17 protein-coding genes and 1 tRNA gene are annotated in these 18,889 nt (G+C 66.5%); 15 read left to right on the top strand and 3 right to left on the bottom strand.

Going from position 1 to position 18,889, the window contains the following annotated elements:
* From trpA to glmM, 3 genes are all read left to right on the top strand, one after another.
* Complete coding sequence (gene trpA, locus ACEPA4_RS14090; RefSeq protein WP_164092917.1) at positions 1-810, top strand: tryptophan synthase subunit alpha; 810 nt, start codon at positions 1-3, stop codon at positions 808-810.
* Between the two features lie 215 nt (positions 811-1,025).
* Entirely contained in the window at positions 1,026-1,901 is an 876-nt protein-coding gene (gene accD, locus ACEPA4_RS14085; protein WP_005417947.1) for an acetyl-CoA carboxylase, carboxyltransferase subunit beta, read from the top strand.
* A complete protein-coding gene (gene glmM / locus ACEPA4_RS14080) occupies positions 1,901-3,262 on the top strand; it encodes a phosphoglucosamine mutase (RefSeq protein WP_065196991.1) in 1,362 nt (453 codons plus the stop codon). Before accD ends, glmM begins: the two co-directional genes overlap by 1 nt.
* Positions 3,263-3,340: 78 nt before the next feature.
* On the opposite strand, the gene ACEPA4_RS14075 is transcribed toward glmM, so the two are convergent.
* The 3 genes from ACEPA4_RS14075 to ACEPA4_RS14065 are packed head-to-tail and all read right to left on the bottom strand — an operon-like array spanning position 3,341 to position 7,234.
* Positions 3,341-4,198 (bottom strand): polysaccharide deacetylase family protein, encoded by an 858-nt coding sequence (locus ACEPA4_RS14075; RefSeq protein WP_262090050.1) that lies wholly within the window; start codon positions 4,196-4,198, stop codon positions 3,341-3,343.
* The gene (locus ACEPA4_RS14070) at positions 4,191-5,336 is read right to left on the bottom strand and encodes a glycosyltransferase family 4 protein (protein ID WP_262090051.1); all 1,146 of its coding nucleotides are present in this window, start codon (positions 5,334-5,336) and stop codon (positions 4,191-4,193) included. Before ACEPA4_RS14070 ends, ACEPA4_RS14075 begins: the two co-directional genes overlap by 8 nt.
* Positions 5,337-5,356: 20 nt before the next feature.
* A complete protein-coding gene (locus ACEPA4_RS14065) occupies positions 5,357-7,234 on the bottom strand; it encodes a DUF3413 domain-containing protein (protein ID WP_235649402.1) in 1,878 nt (625 codons plus the stop codon).
* Positions 7,235-7,384: 150 nt separating this feature from the next.
* Here ACEPA4_RS14065 and ACEPA4_RS14060 point away from each other — a divergent pair, with 150 nt between their 5' ends.
* The 12 genes from ACEPA4_RS14060 (at position 7,385) to nuoH (ending at position 18,889) form a co-directional block, all read left to right on the top strand.
* A complete protein-coding gene (locus ACEPA4_RS14060) occupies positions 7,385-8,362 on the top strand; it encodes an isopenicillin N synthase family oxygenase (RefSeq protein WP_049414703.1) in 978 nt (325 codons plus the stop codon).
* A gap of 774 nt (positions 8,363-9,136) precedes the next feature.
* On the top strand, positions 9,137-9,892 hold the full coding sequence (tpiA, locus tag ACEPA4_RS14055; RefSeq protein ID WP_005417939.1) for a triose-phosphate isomerase: 756 nt from the start codon (positions 9,137-9,139) through the stop codon (positions 9,890-9,892).
* A 31-nt stretch (positions 9,893-9,923) separates the two neighbouring features.
* Entirely contained in the window at positions 9,924-10,361 is a 438-nt protein-coding gene (gene secG / locus ACEPA4_RS14050) for a preprotein translocase subunit SecG (protein ID WP_065179767.1), read from the top strand.
* Positions 10,362-10,412: 51 nt separating this feature from the next.
* Positions 10,413-10,497, top strand: a tRNA-Leu gene (locus tag ACEPA4_RS14045).
* Positions 10,498-10,608: 111 nt separating this feature from the next.
* The gene (locus ACEPA4_RS14040) at positions 10,609-10,965 is read left to right on the top strand and encodes an NADH-quinone oxidoreductase subunit A (RefSeq protein WP_005417937.1); all 357 of its coding nucleotides are present in this window, start codon (positions 10,609-10,611) and stop codon (positions 10,963-10,965) included.
* Positions 10,956-11,510 carry an NADH-quinone oxidoreductase subunit B family protein gene (locus ACEPA4_RS14035; protein WP_005417936.1) on the top strand — a complete coding sequence of 185 codons (555 nt, stop codon included), beginning with the start codon at positions 10,956-10,958 and terminating at the stop codon, positions 11,508-11,510. Before ACEPA4_RS14040 ends, ACEPA4_RS14035 begins: the two co-directional genes overlap by 10 nt.
* Before the next feature lie 33 nt (positions 11,511-11,543).
* Positions 11,544-12,293 (top strand): NADH-quinone oxidoreductase subunit C, encoded by a 750-nt coding sequence (locus ACEPA4_RS14030; RefSeq protein ID WP_005410462.1) that lies wholly within the window; start codon positions 11,544-11,546, stop codon positions 12,291-12,293.
* On the top strand, positions 12,290-13,597 hold the full coding sequence (locus ACEPA4_RS14025) for an NADH-quinone oxidoreductase subunit D (protein ID WP_005417935.1): 1,308 nt from the start codon (positions 12,290-12,292) through the stop codon (positions 13,595-13,597). The genes ACEPA4_RS14030 and ACEPA4_RS14025 overlap by 4 nt, the downstream gene beginning before the upstream one ends.
* A 97-nt stretch (positions 13,598-13,694) precedes the next feature.
* Positions 13,695-14,222, top strand: coding sequence for an NADH-quinone oxidoreductase subunit NuoE (gene nuoE / locus ACEPA4_RS14020; RefSeq protein WP_005410460.1), 528 nt, complete (start codon positions 13,695-13,697; stop codon positions 14,220-14,222).
* A 4-nt stretch (positions 14,223-14,226) separates the two neighbouring features.
* The gene (gene nuoF / locus ACEPA4_RS14015) at positions 14,227-15,567 is read left to right on the top strand and encodes an NADH-quinone oxidoreductase subunit NuoF (RefSeq protein ID WP_005417934.1); all 1,341 of its coding nucleotides are present in this window, start codon (positions 14,227-14,229) and stop codon (positions 15,565-15,567) included.
* Positions 15,564-17,798 carry an NADH-quinone oxidoreductase subunit NuoG gene (gene nuoG / locus ACEPA4_RS14010; protein ID WP_065186669.1) on the top strand — a complete coding sequence of 745 codons (2,235 nt, stop codon included), beginning with the start codon at positions 15,564-15,566 and terminating at the stop codon, positions 17,796-17,798. Before nuoF ends, nuoG begins: the two co-directional genes overlap by 4 nt.
* Entirely contained in the window at positions 17,795-18,889 is a 1,095-nt protein-coding gene (gene nuoH / locus ACEPA4_RS14005; protein WP_021202065.1) for an NADH-quinone oxidoreductase subunit NuoH, read from the top strand. Before nuoG ends, nuoH begins: the two co-directional genes overlap by 4 nt.

Genomic DNA, 18,889 nt, shown 5'->3' with positions numbered 1-18,889 from the left:
ATGCCCGTATCCCGACTCGATGCCTGTTTCCTGCGTCTGCGCGAACAGCAGCGCAAGGCGCTGATTCCCTTCGTCACCGCCGGTGATCCCTCGCTGGAGGCGACCGTGCCGGTCATGCACGCACTGGTCGAGGCCGGCGCCGACGTGATCGAACTGGGCGTGCCGTTTTCCGACCCGATGGCCGATGGCCCGACCATCCAGCGCAGCTCCGAGCGCGCGCTGGCGCGCGGCGCCGGCAGCCGCTACGTCCTGCAGGCCGTGGCGCAGTTCCGCGAACGCGATGCGCAGACCCCCGTGGTGCTGATGGGCTACCTCAACCCGGTGGAGATCCATGGCTACGCGGCCTTCGCCAAGGCCGCCGTCGACGCCGGCGTGGACGGCGTGCTACTGGTCGACCTGCCGCCGGAAGAAGCGGGCGACGCCCAGCAGGCGTTCGACGCAGCCGGCCTTGCGCTGGTCCTGCTGGCGTCGCCGACCACCAGCGAGGCGCGAGCCGACGAGCTGCTGGCGCTGGCCCGTGGCTATCTCTACTACGTCAGCTTTGCCGGTGTCACCGGCGCGTCCGAGCGCCTGGACAGCGATGCCGCCAGTACCCGACTGCAGGCGTTGCGCGCGCGCGCATCGGTGCCGGTAGTGGCGGGCTTCGGTATCAAGGATGCCGCCAGTGCCGCGGCCATGGCCCGCCAGGCCGATGGCGTGGTGGTCGGAAGCGCGCTGGTGGCGGCGCTGGCAGAAGCGGGCTCGGCGGAAGACGCGGTGCAGCGCGCCCGGGCCTTCCTCGCCCCGCTGCGGCAGGCGCTGGACGCGTAACAGGACTGCCGGCCGCTGGCCGGCCTCCTCCTGATGGCTCGCGTGCAAGGGCTGCCGGCCAGCGGCGGGTACCGCCCAGCACCTAAACGTACGTCCCAGCATGGTTTTTTCCGGCTGCCCCGCGGCTGGAAAGGGGGTGCACGGGCGGGGAAAGCGGAGCTAGACTGTCCGCCTTTGCGGCCCCTGGGCCGCCCTGAACGGAAGTGTCCTCCCGCATGAGTTGGCTCAGCAAGTTGATGCCGTCCGGCATCCGCACCGACAACACCCCCAGCAAGAAGCGCAGTGTCCCCGAGGGCCTGTGGGAAAAGTGCAGCAACTGCGGCAGCGCGTTGTACCGTCCGGAACTGGAAGAGAACCTGGAAGTCTGCCCGAAGTGCGGCCATCACATGGCGATCCGCGCGCGCGCGCGCCTGGCCGCCCTTTTCGACGCCGACAGCACCACCGAGATCGGTGCGCGCCTGGGGCCGACCGACCTGCTCAAGTTCAAGGACCAGAAGAAGTACAGCGAGCGCATCAAGATCGCGCAGAAGAACACCGGCGAGTACGACGCGCTGATCGCCATGCGCGGCCTGCTCAAGGGCCGTGCGCTGGTGGCATCGTCCTTCGACTTCGCCTTCATGGGCGGCTCGATGGGCTCGGTGGTCGGCGAGCGTTTCGCACTGGCCGCAGAAACCGCGGTCGAGATCGGTGCGCCCTACGTGTGCTTCTCGCAGAGCGGTGGCGCCCGCATGCAGGAAGGCCTGTTCTCGCTGATGCAGATGGCCAAGACCTCGGCCGCGCTGGGCAAGCTGCGTGAAGCCGGGCTGCCGTACATCTCGGTGCTGACCCATCCGACCACCGGTGGTGTCTCGGCCTCCTTTGCGATGCTGGGCGACATCAACATCGCCGAACCGCAGGCGCTGATCGGCTTCGCCGGCCCGCGCGTGATCGAGCAGACCGTGCGCGAGAAGCTGCCGGAAGGCTTCCAGCGCTCGGAGTTCCTGCTGGAGCACGGTGCCATCGACCAGATCTGCGACCGCCGCGAGCTGCGTGACCGCCTGTCCGACCTGCTGGCGATGCTGGGCCGTCAGCCGGCGCCGGAGGTGGCATGATGGGAGGCCGCAAGTACTTCGGTACTGATGGCATCCGTGGCCGGGTCGGCCAGGGCGTGATCTCGGCCGACTTCGTGCTGCGCCTGGGCAACGCCCTGGGCCGTGTGCTGGTCGCCCAGCGCGGCCAGGACGGGCGCCGGCCGATTGTGGTGATCGGCAAGGACACCCGCATTTCCGGCTACATGTTCGAGGCGGCACTGGAAGCCGGCCTGGTGGCCGCCGGTGCCGACGTGCAGCTGCTGGGGCCGATGCCGACTCCGGCGGTGGCGTTCCTGACCCGTACGCTGGGCGTGGATGCCGGCATCGTCATCAGCGCCTCGCACAACCCGCACTACGACAACGGCATCAAGTTCTTCTCCGCCCAGGGCGAGAAGCTCGACGATGCCACCGAGCTTGCCCTCGAAGCGGCGCTGGACGTTCCGTTCACCACCGTCGAATCGGAGAAGCTGGGCAAGGCATCGCGTGGCCGCGAGGCGGTCGGCCGCTACATCGAGTTCTGCAAGGCCAGCGTGCCGCGCGCGTTCGACCTGCGTGGCGTACGCCTGGTGCTGGACTGCGCGCACGGCGCCACCTACCAGATCGCACCGCTGCTGTTCCGCGAGCTGGGTGCCGAGGTGATCGGCATTGGCGCCGAGCCCAACGGCGTCAACATCAACGCCGGCGTGGGCTCCACCCATATCGACAATCTCGCGGCCAAGGTCCGCGAAACCCGCGCTGATCTCGGCATTGCCTTCGACGGCGACGGCGACCGCGTGCTGATGGCCGACGACCAGGGCAACCCGGTCGACGGCGATGACCTGCTTTACATCCTGGCCCGCGCATGGAAAGCCGAAGGCCGCCTGCGCGGCCCGGTGGTCGGCACGCTGATGAGCAACTACGGCGTGGAGAAGGCCTTCGCCGATCTGCAGATTCCGTTCGTGCGCAGCAACGTCGGTGATCGCTATGTGCACCAGGCGCTGATCGAAGGCGGTGGGGTGCTCGGCGGCGAAGCCTCCGGCCACCTGCTGTGCCTGGATCGGGCCACCACCGGTGACGGCATCGTCAGTGCGCTGCAGGTGCTGGTGGCGTTGCGCAACAGCGGGCAGACCCTGCGCCAGGCATTGAAGGGACTGGTGCGGGTGCCGCAGAAGACGGTCAACGTGCGGCTGGGCAATGTCTCGGCCAAGGCAACGGTGCAGGCCGACAGTGTGCAGGCCGCGCTGGCCGACGCGCAGCAGTCGGTGGCCGGCCGTGGCCGTGCGTTCCTGCGCCCGTCCGGTACCGAGCCGGTGGTGCGTGTCACGGTCGAGGCCGATGATGCAACGCTGATGCAGGACACGCTGGACCGCCTGTCCGCGGCGGTCCGTGAAGCCGCCGCCTGAGGCCGCTGCACATCAGCCCAACGAAAACGCCCCGGAATGCCGGGGCGTTTTCGTTGAAGGGGCAAGGCGTTGGGCTGCCTACGGCCCCGGCACCATCTTCTTCTGGCGTGCCTTGAAGCCATTGAACAGCGGTGCGATCAGCGGGTTGTAGCTCTGTGCGATGCGTTTTCGCAGCCAGCTGGCCGGGCGGTTGCGGATCGCGAAGCGGTAGATGCGTTCCGGATCGCCGCCGACCACGTTGCGGCCGAACGGGTGGGTGGTGTGCAGGTAGCGGAAGCCGTGCTCGCGCGCCACCTCGATGTGGTCCTGGTCGAAATCGCCGTAAGGCCAGCACAGCGTATCGGACACCTCGCCGAGCTTGTCCCGCAGGACTTCGCGCGAGACTGCCAGATCGTGGCTCAGGCCCGCACGGCGCTGTGCGCGGTCCAGGTCGTCGCGGCGCAGCCAGCGGGTGTGGGTATGGGTGTGGCAATGCACTTCGAAGGTGCCGGCGGCGATGGCCGCGCGCGCTTCGCTCCAGCGCATCATCACGTCGTCGCTGCGGTTCTGCTGGTAGATCGCCGCTTCGCAGCCGCGGTGGTCCGGCGTGGCAGGCAGCACTGCCCCGGCAAGCCCCGCGTGGGGCCGCTCCGGGCCTTCACCCATCCAGCCGGTGACCACGAACACCACTGCGTGCATGCCGTACTTCTGCAGGATCGGGTGCGCATACACCCAGTTGTCCAGGTAGCCATCGTCGAAGGTGATCACGATCGACTCGCGCGGCACCGGCTTGCCGGCCAGGAAGCCGGCGTACTGGTCCAGTGTCAGCGAAGTCCAGCCGTTGCCGGCCAACCAGGCGATCTGGCTTTCGAAATTTTCCGGTGACACGGTGATCATGCCCGGCGACGGACTGACGTGGTGGTGCATCAGCACCGGTACGGTTCGGGCATCAGCCATGTCCCAGCTCCTTCAGCCACTGGCGGTAATAGTATTCGGTGGTCTCACCGTGGCCGTCGGGAGTGAACCGGTGCGCGCTGCGCATCCAGTCCCAGCCCGCGCGGCCCATCTGCCGCCGCCGTTCCGGATCGTCCACCAGCAGGCGCAGGGCGCCTGTCAGGGCTGCATTGTCGCCCAGCCGGGTGAGGATCGCATTGCTGCCATCGACCACCATTTCCGGCACGCCACCCACGCGCGTGGCCACGATCGGCACCCCGACATAGGCGGCCTCCAGGAAGACGGTACCGGCCGCTTCCTTGTGCGAAGCCAGCGCGAAGATGTCGAAGCCGGCCATCAGCCGGCACGCGCCGTCACGATAGCCGAGCAGGTGGACCTGCTGCTGCAGCCCGTGCTCGTCGCGCAGCGCCTGCAGTCGATCCATGACCGGCTGGCCATCGCCGACCACCACCAGGTGCAGGTTCGGGTGCGTCTTGCACAGCGGCACCATCGCCTGCAGCAGGTCGGCGTGGCCCTTGGGTTCGCGCAGCACCGCCACGCAACCGACCACGATGTCCTGTTCGCCGAAGCCGAGCTCGGCGCGCACTTCCGCGCGTACCTCCTGCAGGCATTGCCAGGGGTCGTCCTTGCGGATCTCGCTCCAGCGCGGCGGGACCGCGATGGGCGGCACGATACCGATGTGTTCGGCCGGAATGCCGCGCTCGGCCAGCAACTGCTTGACGAAGCTGCTGACGGTCAGCACCCGGTGCGGCAGGCCGGTATAGGTCAGCAGCGAGTTGACCGGGCTCATCAGGTGGCGCGAGCGCACCACCAGCGGCGTGCCGCCCAGGCGTGCGCCGGCGGCGGCGATCAGCGCGTCACGGCGGCTGGTGGTGTTGACCACGTCATAGCGTTCGCGGCGCACCAGGCGCGAGACCGACCAGATGCCGCGCAGCAGACGCAGCAGGCCGCCCATGCGCAGGGTGTGCACGGTGAAACCGTCGTCGTGTGCCAGCTTGGCCAGTCGCGCTTTGGGTTGGCACAGCAGCGCCACCTCGTGGCCACGCGCGCGCATCACCTGCATGTGGCGGAAGATGTAGATCTCCTGTCCGCCCATTCCCTTGGCGGCTTCGGTGTGCAGGATGCGCAGCGGACGGTTCATGCGGGATCGATCCTTGAAGGTCAACGATTGCGGAAGCGGGTCAACGCTTCCCATGCAGTGCGTACGGCAGCCGCATCAGGGGCCTGCTGGGGCAGCGGGAGGTAGTGCCGGTCCAGCGCTGTGGCGTTGCCGAACTTGTCGAACACGTAGATCGCGTCGCCATGGCGTATCGCGCGCTGCGACCAGCTTTCGACCACCAGCGCACGCGGGCCCTGCGGTTCGGCCAGCAGGTCCTGGCCGGTGCTGTAATCGGTCAGTGCGTTCTCGCAACCCAGCGCGTGGCGCATCAGTGTCGGTACCCAGTCTTCGTGCGAGCTGGTGCGGGCGTCGCGGCCAGCGGCCCTGCCTGGCCAATGCAGCACGAACGGGACCTGCAGCTGGTAGTCGGAGAAGTTGCCGTTGTGGCCCCAATAGTTCAGCTTGAGGTCGTTGAACTCTTCGGCATGGTCGCCGGTGACCAGCACGATGGTGTCCTCGGCCAGGCCCTGTGCGCGAAGGTCGTCCAGCAGCGAGCCGATCAGGCTGTCTGCGTAGTGCACGGCGGTGCGGTAGCGGTTGAGTTCCGGCGTCGGGTCGTGCTCCGGGCCGAATTTGAGGAAGTCGATGTCCGCAGCCATCGGCGTCGCCACGGGCGGGTAACCATCGGGCATGTGGTAGGGCGCGTGGGTGGAGTCGAGGAACACGAAGCCGAACCACGGGCGCTGCGCCGCCTGGCTGGCGCGGATGTCCTGCTGCAGTGCACTGATGATCGCGCGGTCGCGGCCGTCGGACTTCAGTGCCGATGAGCCCTGGTGCAGCTGGTCGCGCACATCGGCGAAAGCCGTGCGATCGAACTCCGGGCTGTACAACGGCGCACTGCCGTACAGGTGCAGGTCGTAGCCCTGCTGGCCCAGCACCTGGAACAGCTGCGAGCCGCGCTGCTCGTCGAGCATGCTTGGCCAGTAGCCACCGGGCAGGCCGTACAGCAGCCCGAACAGGCCGTAGCGGGTGGCATTGCCGGTGCTGAAGTGCTGGTCAAACACGCGCGCGTCCTGCGCCAGCGCCGACGTGTTGGGCATCAGCTGCGGTGTCAGCACGTCCTGGCGCAGCGATTCCAGCACCACCATCAGCACATTGGGGCGATGCGGGTTCTGGCAGCGCAGCGGGTGCAGTGGGTACTGCAGCTGCGCATGGCGCGGGTCGGGCAGGCCGGCCTGCTGCTGGCTGACCACGCCCAGGCGCCGCATGAAGCTCTTGGCGGTGATCGGTTGCGCCCACGGCAGGTAGTTCCACTGCGCGATCACATCGCGGTCGCCACGGGCGTCGTAGTAGGCGGTGGCGACCTGGCCGCCGGCCATCAGAAGCGCGACCGCTGCCCACGCCTGCAGCACCCGTCGCCGGCGCGGCGCTGCCGGCAACAGCTTCCAGCACGCCCAGGCCAGCAGGCCTTCGGCGGCGAAGACCGCGGCGACCAGCAGCGCGACCTGCAGCCAGGTCTTCCAGGACAGGGCGACCTGGTCCTGCAGGGCGCCGCCGAACACCATGTTCACGACCATGGCGTTGAGGTGGAAGCGGTACAGGGTGAACACCTTGGCGTCGACCAGCAGCAGGCACAGCCACAGGCCCTGCAGGAGAACGGCGCTGATGCTCAGCGTACGGGCAGTGCGTGGCCACAGCCCCAGCAGCAATGGCAGCAGGCCGGCCAGCGCACCGAACGCGAGCAGGTGGCCGGGCAGGGCGATGGCGAGGTAGGCCAGGCCCGCGCTGCCGCCTGGATTGTCCCGCAGCGGCACGTTGCCCAGTGCGATCGCCGCAGCCAGGGCCGCATTGCCGGCGACGAACAGCGACCACCAGGCCAGCCGGCGCCAACGCCGGGTGGAACCTTCAAGGGCGGGTGCGGCAGGGGCGGCTGCGGACATGGCGGGGCGGATTCAGGGAGCGGGCAAAGGGGCGGGCCCAACGTGACGGAAGTGTTAATCCGCGCGCGGGTCGCGCATTGTATCGGTTTGTTTCTTCGTATCGAGTGGCGTCCCCCGGGCGATCTGTCACAATGTTCAGGCGGGCCATGAATGCGCTGGCCCCCCAGACCCAATGACAAGCCAGGAACCGCTGTGAGCCAGATCCCCACCCTCGACATCACCCGTTTCGACAGCGACCGCGAGGCCTTCGTGGCCGAGCTGGGCGCGGCCTATCGCCAATGGGGATTCGCGGGCATCCGCAACCACGGCATCCCGCAGGCCGACATCGACGCGGCCTACGATGCCTTCAAGGCCTTCTTCGCCCTGCCGGAAGAGGTCAAGCGCAAGTACCACGTGCCTGGCAGCGGCGGCGCCCGTGGCTATACCCCCTTCGGCGTGGAGACCGCCAAGGGCTCCAAGCACTTCGACCTGAAGGAGTTCTGGCACATCGGCCGCGAGATCGCCGACGACTCCAAGTACCGTGACGTGATGGCGCCGAACCTGTGGCCGACCGAAGTCGAGGGCTTCCGCGAGCGGGGGTACGGCCTGTACCAGGCGCTGGATAACCTGGGGTCGCGCGTGCTGTCGGCGCTCGCCCTGCACATCGGCCTGCCGGAGAATTTCTTCGCCGACAAGACCAACTTCGGCAATTCGATCCTGCGCCCGATCCACTACCCGCCGATCACCACCGACGACATCCCGAACGTTCGTGCCGGTGCTCATGGCGACATCAACTTCATCACCCTGCTGGTGGGTGCCAGTGCCGCGGGCCTGGAAGTGCAGTCGCACGACGGCGAGTGGGTGCCGTTCACCTCGGACGCGGACACGATCGTGGTCAACATCGGCGACATGCTGCAGCGCCTGACCAACCATGTTTATCCGTCGACCATCCACCGCGTGGTCAATCCTCCGGGCGAGCTGGCGCGCCAGCCGCGCTACTCGGTGCCGTTCTTCCTGCACCCGAACCCGGACTTCCTGATCGACGTGCTGCCCTCGTGCATCACCCCGGAGAACCCGAGCCGGTACCCGGAGCCGATCACCGCCCACGGCTTCCTCGAGGAACGCCTGCGCGAGATCAAGCTGAAGTAAAGAAAAGTGAGGCCGCCGAAAGGCGGCCTTGTTTTTTGCAGGGTCGCACCCTGCACCCGCGGTAGTGCCGGCCGCTGGCCGGCAAGCCCAAAGCCAAGGCGGCTCGGGATTCGTGCCGGTTGAGCGGGGCGGTGTGGGTTGGCAGGACACACCGTGAACCCCCAGACCGGCCCAGCCGCTGGCGGCTGTGCGTTCGGGCGCTTGCGAAGCAGTGCTTCGCAAGCAAAGCGCCCTCACCCCTGGGGGCTCGATGGCGCCATCCATGGCGCCAACGGACCTGCCAACTCACACCGCCCCACCCCCGACAGCTTCCCGGTGACGGCGGGTAAATCGCGATTCCCGGTGTGTATCGACCTTGGTCGACACGGTAGATCCACGCCATGCGTGGATGAGATCTGTCAGATCGAAGTGGGGCAGGGCACCCGGAATGCCGCTTTTGCTCTTGCTCTTCTTTTTTCTTTCCGTGGCGGGCGGAACCGCCGGACTGTGTCAGAGGCCGGGCGGGTGGGGCTGCGCAGGGGCGTGAGCCGCATGGATGCGGCGATCGAGCTTACATGGACGTACTTGCAGCGCCCCCTGCGCAGTCCTACCCGCCCGGCCAAGCCCCAGATCTAGCCGGGCTCTCCGCGACCACCCAAACCCCGCCCCCCCCCCCCCCTCCGCCACGAGGGGCTGCGCCGTTGGCTGAAAATCCATGTAACCGCTTACAAGGAAACGGATTTTTGCCGCAACGGGTATCATGACCGGCTGACTTCACACAGGAGCCACCCGCTCATGCGCCGCAAGATCGTCGCCGGAAACTGGAAGCTGCATGGCAGCCGTCAATTCGCCAATGAACTGCTGGGGCAGGTGGCCGCCGGGCTGCCGCTGGAGGGCGTGGACGTGGTGATCCTGCCCCCGCTGCCGTACCTGGGCGAGCTGGTCGAGGACTTCGGCGCGACCGGCCTGGCCTTTGGCGCACAGGACGTGAGCAGCAACGAGAAGGGCGCCTACACCGGCGAAGTCTGCGCGGCCATGCTGGTCGAGGTCGGGGCCCGCTATGGCCTGGTCGGCCATTCCGAGCGCCGCCAGTACCACCATGAAAGCAGCGAGCTGGTCGCGCGCAAGTTCGCCGCTGCCCAGCATGCCGGCCTGGTCCCGGTGCTGTGCGTGGGCGAGACCCTGGAACAGCGAGAGGCCGGGCAGACCGAAACGGTCATCGCCAGCCAGCTGGCGCCGGTACTGGAACTGGTCGGTGCGGCCGGTTTCGCCAACGCCGTGGTCGCCTACGAGCCGGTCTGGGCCATCGGCACCGGCCGTACCGCCAGCAAGGAGCAGGCGCAGCAGGTGCACGCGTTCATCCGTGGCGAAGTCGCGCGTATCGATGCTAGAATTGCCGATTCACTGCCCATTGTTTACGGCGGTAGCGTGAAGCCCGACAATGCCGGGGAACTGTTCGCGCAGCCGGATGTCGATGGTGGGCTGGTCGGCGGCGCCTCCCTGGTGGCCGCGGACTTCCTGGCCATCGCACGGGCGGCGGCCGCGAACTAATCCTAGAAGTATTGTCCGAGGGCGGTTTCCAATGCTGATGTTGATCCTCAATGTCGTCTACGTGCTGGTCGCTGTGGCCATGATCGCGCTGATCCTGATGCAGCGTGGCTCGGGTGCGGCGGCAGGTTCGGGCTTTGGTGCTGGTGCCTCGGGTACGGTGTTCGGTGCGCGTGGCGCCTCGAACTTCCTGTCCAAGTCGACCAAGTGGCTGGCTGTCGTGTTCTTTGGCATCAGCCTCTTCATGGCCTGGTATGCCGGTCACGGCACCCGTCCGGCAGCCGACCAGGATCTGGGTCTGATGTCCGCCCCGGCAGCGGCTGCTCCGGCGGCTCCGGCGGGCGAGCTGCCGGCCGTCCCGAAGGCCGATGCGGTCCCGGCAGCCCAGGTTCCGGCCGCGAATGTGCCGGCTCAGGCGGAATCTTCGGTTTCTGGTGAAGAAAAGCCTTCAGAAGGCTCCCAGAAAGACTGAAGCCGGTTACAATACGCGGCGCATCGGAAAGATAGTCTGATGTGATCGTTTGCCCAGGTGGCGGAATTGGTAGACGCACTACCTTGAGGTGGTAGCGACGCAAGTCGTAGGGGTTCGAGTCCCCTCTTGGGCACCATTTGTAAGTAAAGCGGGTTCGTCTGGCGCGCAAGGCGCCAGGCAGGTTCCCGTCCACTCCCCCATGCCAAAGCGCCTGCAGGCGCGGCGGCAGAGGCAAGAGAGAATCGCTGTGCTGGCCGAATATTTGCCGTCTCTGCTGTTTCTGATCGTTGCCACCGGTATCGGCGTTACGCTGATGCTGGTTGGTCGATTCCTCGGTCCCCGCCGCCCCGATCTGGAAAAGCTGTCGCCGTATGAGTGCGGCTTCGAAGCCTTCGAAGACGCGCGCATGAAGTTCGACGTGCGCTACTACCTGATCGCGATCCAGTTCATCGTCTTCGACCTGGAAATCATCTTCATCGTGCCGTGGACCCAGGTCTTCATGGAACTGGGCGCCCGTTCGCTGGTCACCATGGGCCTGTTCGTCGGCATGCTGTTCCTCGGTTTCATTTACGTCTGGAAGAAGGGAGCGCTGGAATGGGAGTGATTCAGACTCTCGATGGCCTCATGAACAACCCGTCGCCGGAAGGCCGGGTTGATGACATCCTGCGGCCGGAAGGCGACAACCCGCTGCTGGAAAAGGGCTTCGTCACCACCAGCGTCGACGCACTGCTGAACTGGGCGCGCACCGGCTCGATGTGGCCGATGACCTTCGGCCTGGCCTGCTGCGCGGTCGAGATGATGCATGCCGGCGCCGCGCGCCTGGACCTGGACCGCTACGGCGTGGTGTTCCGCCCGTCGCCGCGTCAGTCCGACGTGATGATCGTGGCCGGCACCCTGGTCAACAAGATGGCCCCGGCGCTGCGCAAGGTCTACGACCAGATGCCGGACCCGAAGTGGGTCATCTCGATGGGTAGCTGCGCCAACGGTGGCGGCTACTACCACTACTCCTATTCTGTCGTGCGCGGCTGTGATCGCGTGGTGCCGGTGGACGTCTACGTCCCGGGCTGCCCGCCGACCGCCGAGGCGCTGGTGTACGGGATCCTGCAGCTGCAGAAGAAGATCTGGCGTACACAGACCATCGCCCGCTGACCCCTTCACCTGACTAGAGCGCGCCAAGCCCCCATGGCAGAGCAAGCATCCTTCATCGACCGACTCTCCGCACGTTTCGCTGGTGCGAAGGTCATCGTGGTCGAACCCCGCGGCGAAGTGACGCTGGAAGTGCCTGCCGCCGAGTGGCACGCCACCGCCCTGGCGCTGCGTGACGAGTTTGGTTTCGAGCAGGCCGTGGATCTGTGCGGCGTCGACTACCTCGGTTATGGCTCCGACGAATGGGACACCGCTGACGTGTCCTCGCAGGGTTTCAGCCGAGGCGTCGAAGGCAAGGCCCAGGGCCGCTTCGCGTGGGGCGAGTTCCCCACCGAGGAAAACGGTGCCGACGGTGCCCGCCCGCAGCACATGCCGACCCAGCGCTTTGCGGTGGTCGCGCAGCTGCGTTCCTACCAGCACAACCTGATGATGCACCTGCGCTGCTTCGCCCCTGACGAAGCACTGCCGGTGGTGTCCTCGCTGACCGGCATCTGGCCGGGCCTGAACTGGTTCGAGCGCGAGGCGTTCGACCTGTACGGCGTGATCTTCGAAGGCCACCCGGACCTGCGCCGGATCCTGACCGACTACGGTTTCGTCGGCCATCCGTTCCGCAAGGACTTCCCGCTGATCGGCAATGTCGAAGTCCGCTACGACGAAGAAAAGAAGCGCGTGATCTACGAACCGGTCACCTCGGTGGAGCCGCGCGTCGGCGTGCCGCGCGTGATCCGCGACGACGCCCGTCTGCAGACCGCAGAAGGTGAGCGCGCGCAGGAGGCAGTGAAGTGAGCCACGTACACCAGGCCGGCGAAGCATTCGCCAGCAACGCCGCCGAGAGCCGGCAGGAAATCCGCAACTACACCATGAACTTCGGCCCGCAGCATCCGGCCGCTCACGGTGTGCTGCGCCTGATCCTGGAAATGGACGGTGAAACCATCATGCGCGCCGATCCGCACGTGGGTCTGCTGCACCGTGGTACCGAGAAGCTGGCCGAGTCCAAGCCGTTCAACCAGTCGATCGGCTACATGGATCGCCTGGATTACGTGTCGATGATGTGCAACGAGCACGCGTACGTGCGCGCGATCGAGACCCTGATGGGTATCGAGGCGCCGGAGCGTGCCCAGTACATCCGCACCATGTACGATGAAATCACCCGCATCCTCAACCACCTGATGTGGCTGGGCTCCAACGCGCTCGACCTGGGCGCGATGGCGGTGATGCTGTACGCCTTCCGCGAACGCGAAGAGCTGATGGACTGCTACGAAGCGGTTTCCGGCGCGCGCATGCACGCGGCGTACTACCGTCCGGGCGGTGTCTACCGCGACCTGCCGGACCACATGCCGAAGTACAAGGAATCGCGCTGGCACAAGGGCAAGGCGCTGAAGCAGCTCAATGCTTCGCGCGAAGGCTCGCTGCTGGACTTCCTGGAGAACTTCACCGTCGAGTTCCCCAAGCGCATCGACGAATACGAAACCCTGCTGACCGACAACCGTATCTGGAAGCAGCGTACCGTCGGCATTGGCGTGGTCACTCCCGAACTGGCCCACCAGTGGGGCATGACCGGCGTGATGCTGCGCGGCTCGGGCATTGCCTGGGACCTGCGCAAGAAGCGTCCGTACGCCAAGTACGATGCCGTCGATTTCGACATCCCGCTGGGCAAGGAAGGCGACTGCTACGACCGCTATCTGGTCCGCGTTGCCGAAATGCGCGAATCCAACCGCATCATCAAGCAGTGCGTGGCGTGGCTGAAGGCCAACCCGGGCCCGGTGATGGTGAAGAACTTCAAGGTCGCGCCGCCCAGGCGTGAGGACATGAAGGACGACATGGAAGCGTTGATCCACCACTTCAAGCTGTTCAGCGAAGGCTACTGCGTGCCGGCCGGCGAGACCTACTCGGCGGTGGAAGCCCCGAAGGGTGAATTCGGCTGCTACCTGGTCTCCGATGGCGCCAACAAGCCGTTCCGCGTGCACCTGCGTGCGCCGGGCTTCGCCCACCTGTCCTCGATCGATTCGGTCGTGCGCGGCCACATGCTGGCTGACGTGGTGGCGATGATCGGCACCTACGACCTGGTGTTCGGCGAGGTTGACCGGTAATGCCGTCCGCCACGCCAACGCCCGCTGCAGGCAGCCGGCGCAAGCCGGCGCCGCAGTTTCTGGAATTTCACGTTATGCATTTCGCTGAGGTCGGCCGATGAAGGCGACAGGTAATTTCGAGGCGGCGCGCGACGTCGACCCGATGGTGGTGCTGAGCGACAAGACCCGCGCTCACATCGATCACTGGCTGTCCAAGTTCCCGCCGGACCGCAAGCGCTCTGCCGTGCTGCAGGGCCTGCATGCGGCCCAGGAGCAGAACCAGGGCTGGCTGACCGACGAACTGATCGCCGGCGTGGCCAAGTACCTGGACCTGCCGCCGGTGTGGGCCTACGAGGTCGCCAGCTTCTACTCGATGTTCGAGACCGAGAAGGTGGGCCGCAACAACGTGGCCATCTGCACCAACATCAGCTGCTGGCTCAATGGCGCCGAGGACATCGTGCGCCATTGCGAGAAGAAGCTGGGCATCAAGCACGGTGAATCGACCCCTGACGGCCGCGTCTATCTCAAGCGCGAGGAAGAGTGCCTGGCCGGCTGCGGTGGCGCGCCGATGATGGTCATCAACGGTCACTACCATGAGCGTCTGACCCTGGAAAAGGTCGACGAGCTGCTGGACGGGCTGGAGTAAGGGCATGGCACATCACCACGAATCCAAGGGTCCGGTCGGCCCCGCGCCGCTGCCGCACCAGGTGGTCTATACCACCCTGCATTACGACACCCCGTGGTCGTACGAAAGCTACCTGAAGACCGGTGGCTACGCTGCCCTGCGCAAGATCCTCGAAGAGAAGATCCCGCCGGAGCAGGTCATCGAGATGGTCAAGGCCTCGGGCCTGCGCGGCCGCGGTGGCGCCGGCTTCCCGACCGGCCTGAAGTGGTCGTTCATGCCCAAGGGCAACATGCAGAAGTACATCCTCTGCAACTCGGACGAATCCGAGCCGGGCACCTGCAAGGATCGCGACATCCTGCGCTACAACCCGCATTCGGTCGTGGAAGGCATGGCGATCGCCTGCTACGCCACCGGTTCGACCGTGGGCTACAACTACCTGCGCGGTGAATTCCACCACGAGCCGTTCGAGCACTTCGAGCAGGCCCTGGCCGACGCCTATGCGAACGGCTGGCTGGGCAAGAACATCCTCGGCAGCGGCGTGGACATCGACATCTACGGCGCGCTGGGCGCTGGCGCGTACATCTGCGGCGAAGAAACCGCGCTGATGGAATCGCTGGAAGGCAAGAAGGGCCAGCCGCGCTACAAGCCGCCGTTCCCGGCCAACTTCGGCCTGTACGGCAAGCCGTCGACGATCAACAACACCGAAACCTACGGTTCGGTGCCGGCGATCATCCGCAACGGCCCGGAGTGGTTCAAGGGCCTGAGCCTGACCGCCAACGGTGGCCCGAAGTGCTTCTCGGTGTCCGGCTGCGTGCAGAACGGCGGCAACTTCGAAGTGCCGCTGGGCACCACCTTCGACGACCTGCTGGAAATGGCCGGTGGCCTGCGTCCGGGCCGCAAGCTCAAGGGCGCGATCCCGGGCGGCGTGTCGATGCCGGTGCTGACCGCGGCCGAGCTGAAGGGCCTGCCGATGGACTACGACACCATCCGTGCGCTGGGCTCCGGCCTGGGCTCGGGTGCGATCGTCGTGCTCGACGACAGCGTCTGCTGCGTCAAGTTCGCCTGCCGCATCAGCCAGTTCTTCCACAAGGAATCCTGCGGCCAGTGCACCCCGTGCCGTGAAGGCACCGGCTGGATGCACCGCGTGCTGGAGCGCATCGTCGCCGGCAAGGCCACGATGGAAGACCTGCACCAGCTGAAGGCAGTGGCCGGGCAGATCGAAGGCCACACCATCTGTGCGTTCGGCGAAGCGGCTGCATGGCCCATCCAGGGCTTCCTGCGCCAGTTCTGGGACGAGTTCGAGTACTACATCGTCAACGGTCATTCGATGGTTGACGGCAAGAAGGTGGAGGCAGCCGCTGCATGAGCGCGCAACCCGTAAATCCGAGCGTCCCACCCGATCACGTCACCATCGAGATCGATGGCAAGTCGCTGGTCGTGCCCAAGGGCTCGATGATTATCCAGGCGGCCGACAAGGCCGGCATTCCGATTCCGCGCTTCTGCTATCACGAGAAGCTGCCGATCGCCGCGAACTGCCGCATGTGCCTGGTGGACGTGGAGAAGTCGCCGAAGCCGGCGCCGGCCTGTGCCACCCCGGTGATGGACGGCATGAAGGTCGCCACCCGCAGCGAGAAGGCGCTGAAGTTCCAGCGCTCGGTGATGGAGTTCCTGCTCATCAACCACCCGCTGGACTGCCCGATCTGTGATCAGGGCGGCGAGTGCGAGCTGCAGGACGTGTCGCTGGGCTATGGCCGTTCGGTCAGCCGCTTCAACGAGCGCAAGCGTGTGGTGCCTGACGAGGACATGGGTCCGCTGGTTGCCACCGAGATGACCCGCTGCATCCAGTGCACCCGCTGCGTCCGCTTCACCGCCGACGTTGCCGGTACCTACGAACTGGGTGGCATGTACCGCGGTGAGAACCTGCAGATCGGTACCTTCGACGGCAAGCCGCTGACCACCGAGCTGTCCGGCAACGTCGTCGACGTCTGCCCGGTCGGCGCGCTGACCAACAAGGTGTTCCAGTTCCGCGCCCGCCCGTGGGAACTGACCGCGCGCGAGTCGCTGGGCTATCACGACGCGATGGGTTCGAACCTGTTCCTGCACGTGCGTCGCGGCGAAGTGCTGCGCACCGTGCCGCGCGACAACGAAGCCGTGAACGAGTGCTGGCTGTCCGACCGTGACCGCTACTCGCACCAGGGCCTGTACAGCGAAGACCGTGCGGTCAAGCCGCTGCGCAAGGTCAACGGCGAGTGGAAGGAAGTGAGCTGGGCCGAAGGCCTGGCCGCGGCCGCCGAAATCCTCAAGGCCAACCAGGGCGACAACCTGGGCGTGCTGGTGCACCCGTCGACCTCGAACGAGGAAGGCGCACTGCTGGCCCGCCTGGCCAAGGGCCTGGGCTCGGGCAACATCGACCACCGCATCAACAACCGCGATTTCTCCGACGCCGCAACCGCCGAAGTGTTCGGCCTGCCGCTGGCCGAGATCGAGGGCGCCGACCGCATCGTGGTCCTGGGCAGCAACATCCGCCACGAACTGCCGCTGCTGCACGCTCGCCTGCGCAAGGCGCAGACCACCAAGGGCGCGAAGATCCACGTGGTCAATCCGGTGGACTTCGACTTCGCCTTCAGTGTCGCCGGCAAGCAGATCGTTGCCCCGTCGAAGTTCGTCGATGCGCTGGCCAACGCCGAGCTGCGTTCGGCAGTGCAGGGCGGCAACAACACCGTGCTGATCGTTGGTGGCATCGCCGAGAACCACCCGCAGGCTGCCGCGATCCGCGCTGCCGCGCGTGACTTCGCTGGCGCTACCGGTGCCAAGCTGTGCCGCATCCCGCAGGGCGCCAACGCCGTTGGCCTGACCCGCGCAGGCGTGCTACCGGCTGGCAAGGACGTCGCCGCGATGCTGGCGCAGCCGCGCCAGGCCTACGTGGTGTACGGCCTTGAGCCGGGCCTGGACTTCGCCGACGCCCCGGCCGCCCGCAAGGCGCTGGCGGGTGCGAAGGTGGTGGCCTTCAGCCAGTTCGCCTGCGCCTCGACCCGCGACGTTGCCGACGTGATCCTGCCGATCGGTGCGCTGCCGGAAATCGACGCCACCCTGACCAACCTCGATGGTCGCGAGCAGTCGGCCCGTGCCGGCGGCAAGCTGCCGGGCGAGGCCCGCGAAGGCTGGCGCGTGCTGCGCGCACTGGGCGGCGACATGGCGCTGGCCGGTTTCGACTTCACCGACCTGGCCGGCCTGCGTGCCAGCCTGGCCCCGGTGTCGGTCACCGTCGCTGCTTCGGCGCAGCCGGCAGTTGCCGGTGAAGGCCTGGAAGTGGCTTCGACTGCCGCGATCTACCGCACCGATGCGGTGGTCCGTCGCGCGCCGGCACTGCAGTCGCATCCGCTCAACAACGCCCCGCGCATCGTGCTGAACGCAGAAGATGCCGCTCGCCTGCAGCTGCAGGAAGGGCAGATGGCCAAGGTCGGCACCGACGCCGGCAAGGCCACCCTGCCGGTGGTGGTCGACGCCCGCGTCGCTGCGGGTTCGGTCTGGATTGAATCGGGCCACGGCGCGACCGCGCCGCTGGGTGCCGCTCGCGTATCGGTGGTGGCTGCATGAACGAATTGCTGTTGAACGCGGTCGACCCGCTGCACCAGTGGCTGCTGGGCCTCGGTGACATCGGCGCGCTGATCTGGATCATCCTGAAGATCCTGGTGATCGCCGTGCCGGTGATCATCTCGGTGGCCTTCTACGTGGTCTGGGAACGCAAGCTGATCGGCTGGATGCACGTCCGTCATGGCCCGATGTACGTGGGCATGGGCATCTTCCAGGCCTTCGCCGACGTCTTCAAGCTGCTGTTCAAGGAAGTGGTCCAGCCGAGCAGCGCCAACAAGGCGATCTATCTGCTGGCCCCGCTGATCACCCTGGCCCCGGCCTTCGCGGCCTGGTCGGTGGTGCCCTTCGATTCGCAGATCGTGCTGTCCAATGCCAACGCCGGCCTGCTGTACCTGCTGGCGATGACCTCGCTGGGCATCTACGGCATCATCCTGGCCGGCTGGGCATCCAACTCGAAGTATGCGTTCCTGGGGGCGATGCGTGCCTCGGCGCAGATGATCAGCTACGAAATCGCCATGGGCTTCGCCCTGGTCGGCGTGATGATCGCCTCGGGCAGCCTGAACCTGAGCAACATCGTGATGGCGCAGGCCGGCAGTTCCGGCTTCTTCGACTGGTTCCTGCTGCCGCTGTTCCCGCTGTTCGTCATCTACTGGGTGTCGGGCGTGGCTGAAACCAACCGTGCGCCGTTCGACGTGGTGGAAGGCGAGTCGGAAATCGTTGCCGGCCACATGGTCGAGTACTCCGGCGGCGCCTTCGCTCTGTTCTTCCTGGCCGAATACGCGAACATGATCCTGATCAGCTTCCTGATCTCGATCTTCTTCCTCGGCGGCTGGCTGAGCCCGGTCCAGGGCTGGGTCGATTTCGGCAATGTCTCGCCGCTGGTCGACTGGATCTGGAAGGGCGGTGCACCGTGGTTGTTCGTCAAGGTGTTCTTCTTCGCCAGTGCCTACATCTGGTTCCGTGCCAGCTTCCCGCGCTTCCGCTATGACCAGATCATGCGCCTGGGCTGGAAGGTCTTCATCCCGCTGGCCATTCTGTGGATCGCGGTTACCGCCGTCATGGTGTTCTTCGGCGTGATTCAAAAGGGCGTCTAA

It is taken from the genome of Stenotrophomonas sp. P2112 (genome assembly GCF_041897515.1).
GTDB lineage: Bacteria > Pseudomonadota > Gammaproteobacteria > Xanthomonadales > Xanthomonadaceae > Stenotrophomonas > Stenotrophomonas sepilia.
This window is presented reverse-complemented; position numbering and strand designations above follow the sequence as displayed.

What these genes read in the sequence shown, in the direction of transcription:
- trpA (WP_164092917.1), top strand. Translation starts at nt 1, where the DNA reads ATGCCCGTATCCCGACTCGATGCCTGTTTCCTGCGTCTGCGCGAACAG.
- accD (WP_005417947.1), top strand. Translation starts at nt 1,026, where the DNA reads ATGAGTTGGCTCAGCAAGTTGATGCCGTCCGGCATCCGCACCGACAAC.
- glmM (WP_065196991.1), top strand. Translation starts at nt 1,901, where the DNA reads ATGGGAGGCCGCAAGTACTTCGGTACTGATGGCATCCGTGGCCGGGTC.
- ACEPA4_RS14075 (WP_262090050.1), bottom strand. Translation starts at nt 4,198, where the DNA reads ATGGCTGATGCCCGAACCGTACCGGTGCTGATGCACCACCACGTCAGT.
- ACEPA4_RS14070 (WP_262090051.1), bottom strand. Translation starts at nt 5,336, where the DNA reads ATGAACCGTCCGCTGCGCATCCTGCACACCGAAGCCGCCAAGGGAATG.
- ACEPA4_RS14065 (WP_235649402.1), bottom strand. Translation starts at nt 7,234, where the DNA reads ATGTCCGCAGCCGCCCCTGCCGCACCCGCCCTTGAAGGTTCCACCCGG.
- ACEPA4_RS14060 (WP_049414703.1), top strand. Translation starts at nt 7,385, where the DNA reads ATGCGCTGGCCCCCCAGACCCAATGACAAGCCAGGAACCGCTGTGAGC.
- tpiA (WP_005417939.1), top strand. Translation starts at nt 9,137, where the DNA reads ATGCGCCGCAAGATCGTCGCCGGAAACTGGAAGCTGCATGGCAGCCGT.
- secG (WP_065179767.1), top strand. Translation starts at nt 9,924, where the DNA reads ATGCTGATGTTGATCCTCAATGTCGTCTACGTGCTGGTCGCTGTGGCC.
- ACEPA4_RS14035 (WP_005417936.1), top strand. Translation starts at nt 10,956, where the DNA reads ATGGGAGTGATTCAGACTCTCGATGGCCTCATGAACAACCCGTCGCCG.
- ACEPA4_RS14030 (WP_005410462.1), top strand. Translation starts at nt 11,544, where the DNA reads ATGGCAGAGCAAGCATCCTTCATCGACCGACTCTCCGCACGTTTCGCT.
- nuoE (WP_005410460.1), top strand. Translation starts at nt 13,695, where the DNA reads ATGAAGGCGACAGGTAATTTCGAGGCGGCGCGCGACGTCGACCCGATG.
- nuoF (WP_005417934.1), top strand. Translation starts at nt 14,227, where the DNA reads ATGGCACATCACCACGAATCCAAGGGTCCGGTCGGCCCCGCGCCGCTG.
- nuoG (WP_065186669.1), top strand. Translation starts at nt 15,564, where the DNA reads ATGAGCGCGCAACCCGTAAATCCGAGCGTCCCACCCGATCACGTCACC.
- nuoH (WP_021202065.1), top strand. Translation starts at nt 17,795, where the DNA reads ATGAACGAATTGCTGTTGAACGCGGTCGACCCGCTGCACCAGTGGCTG.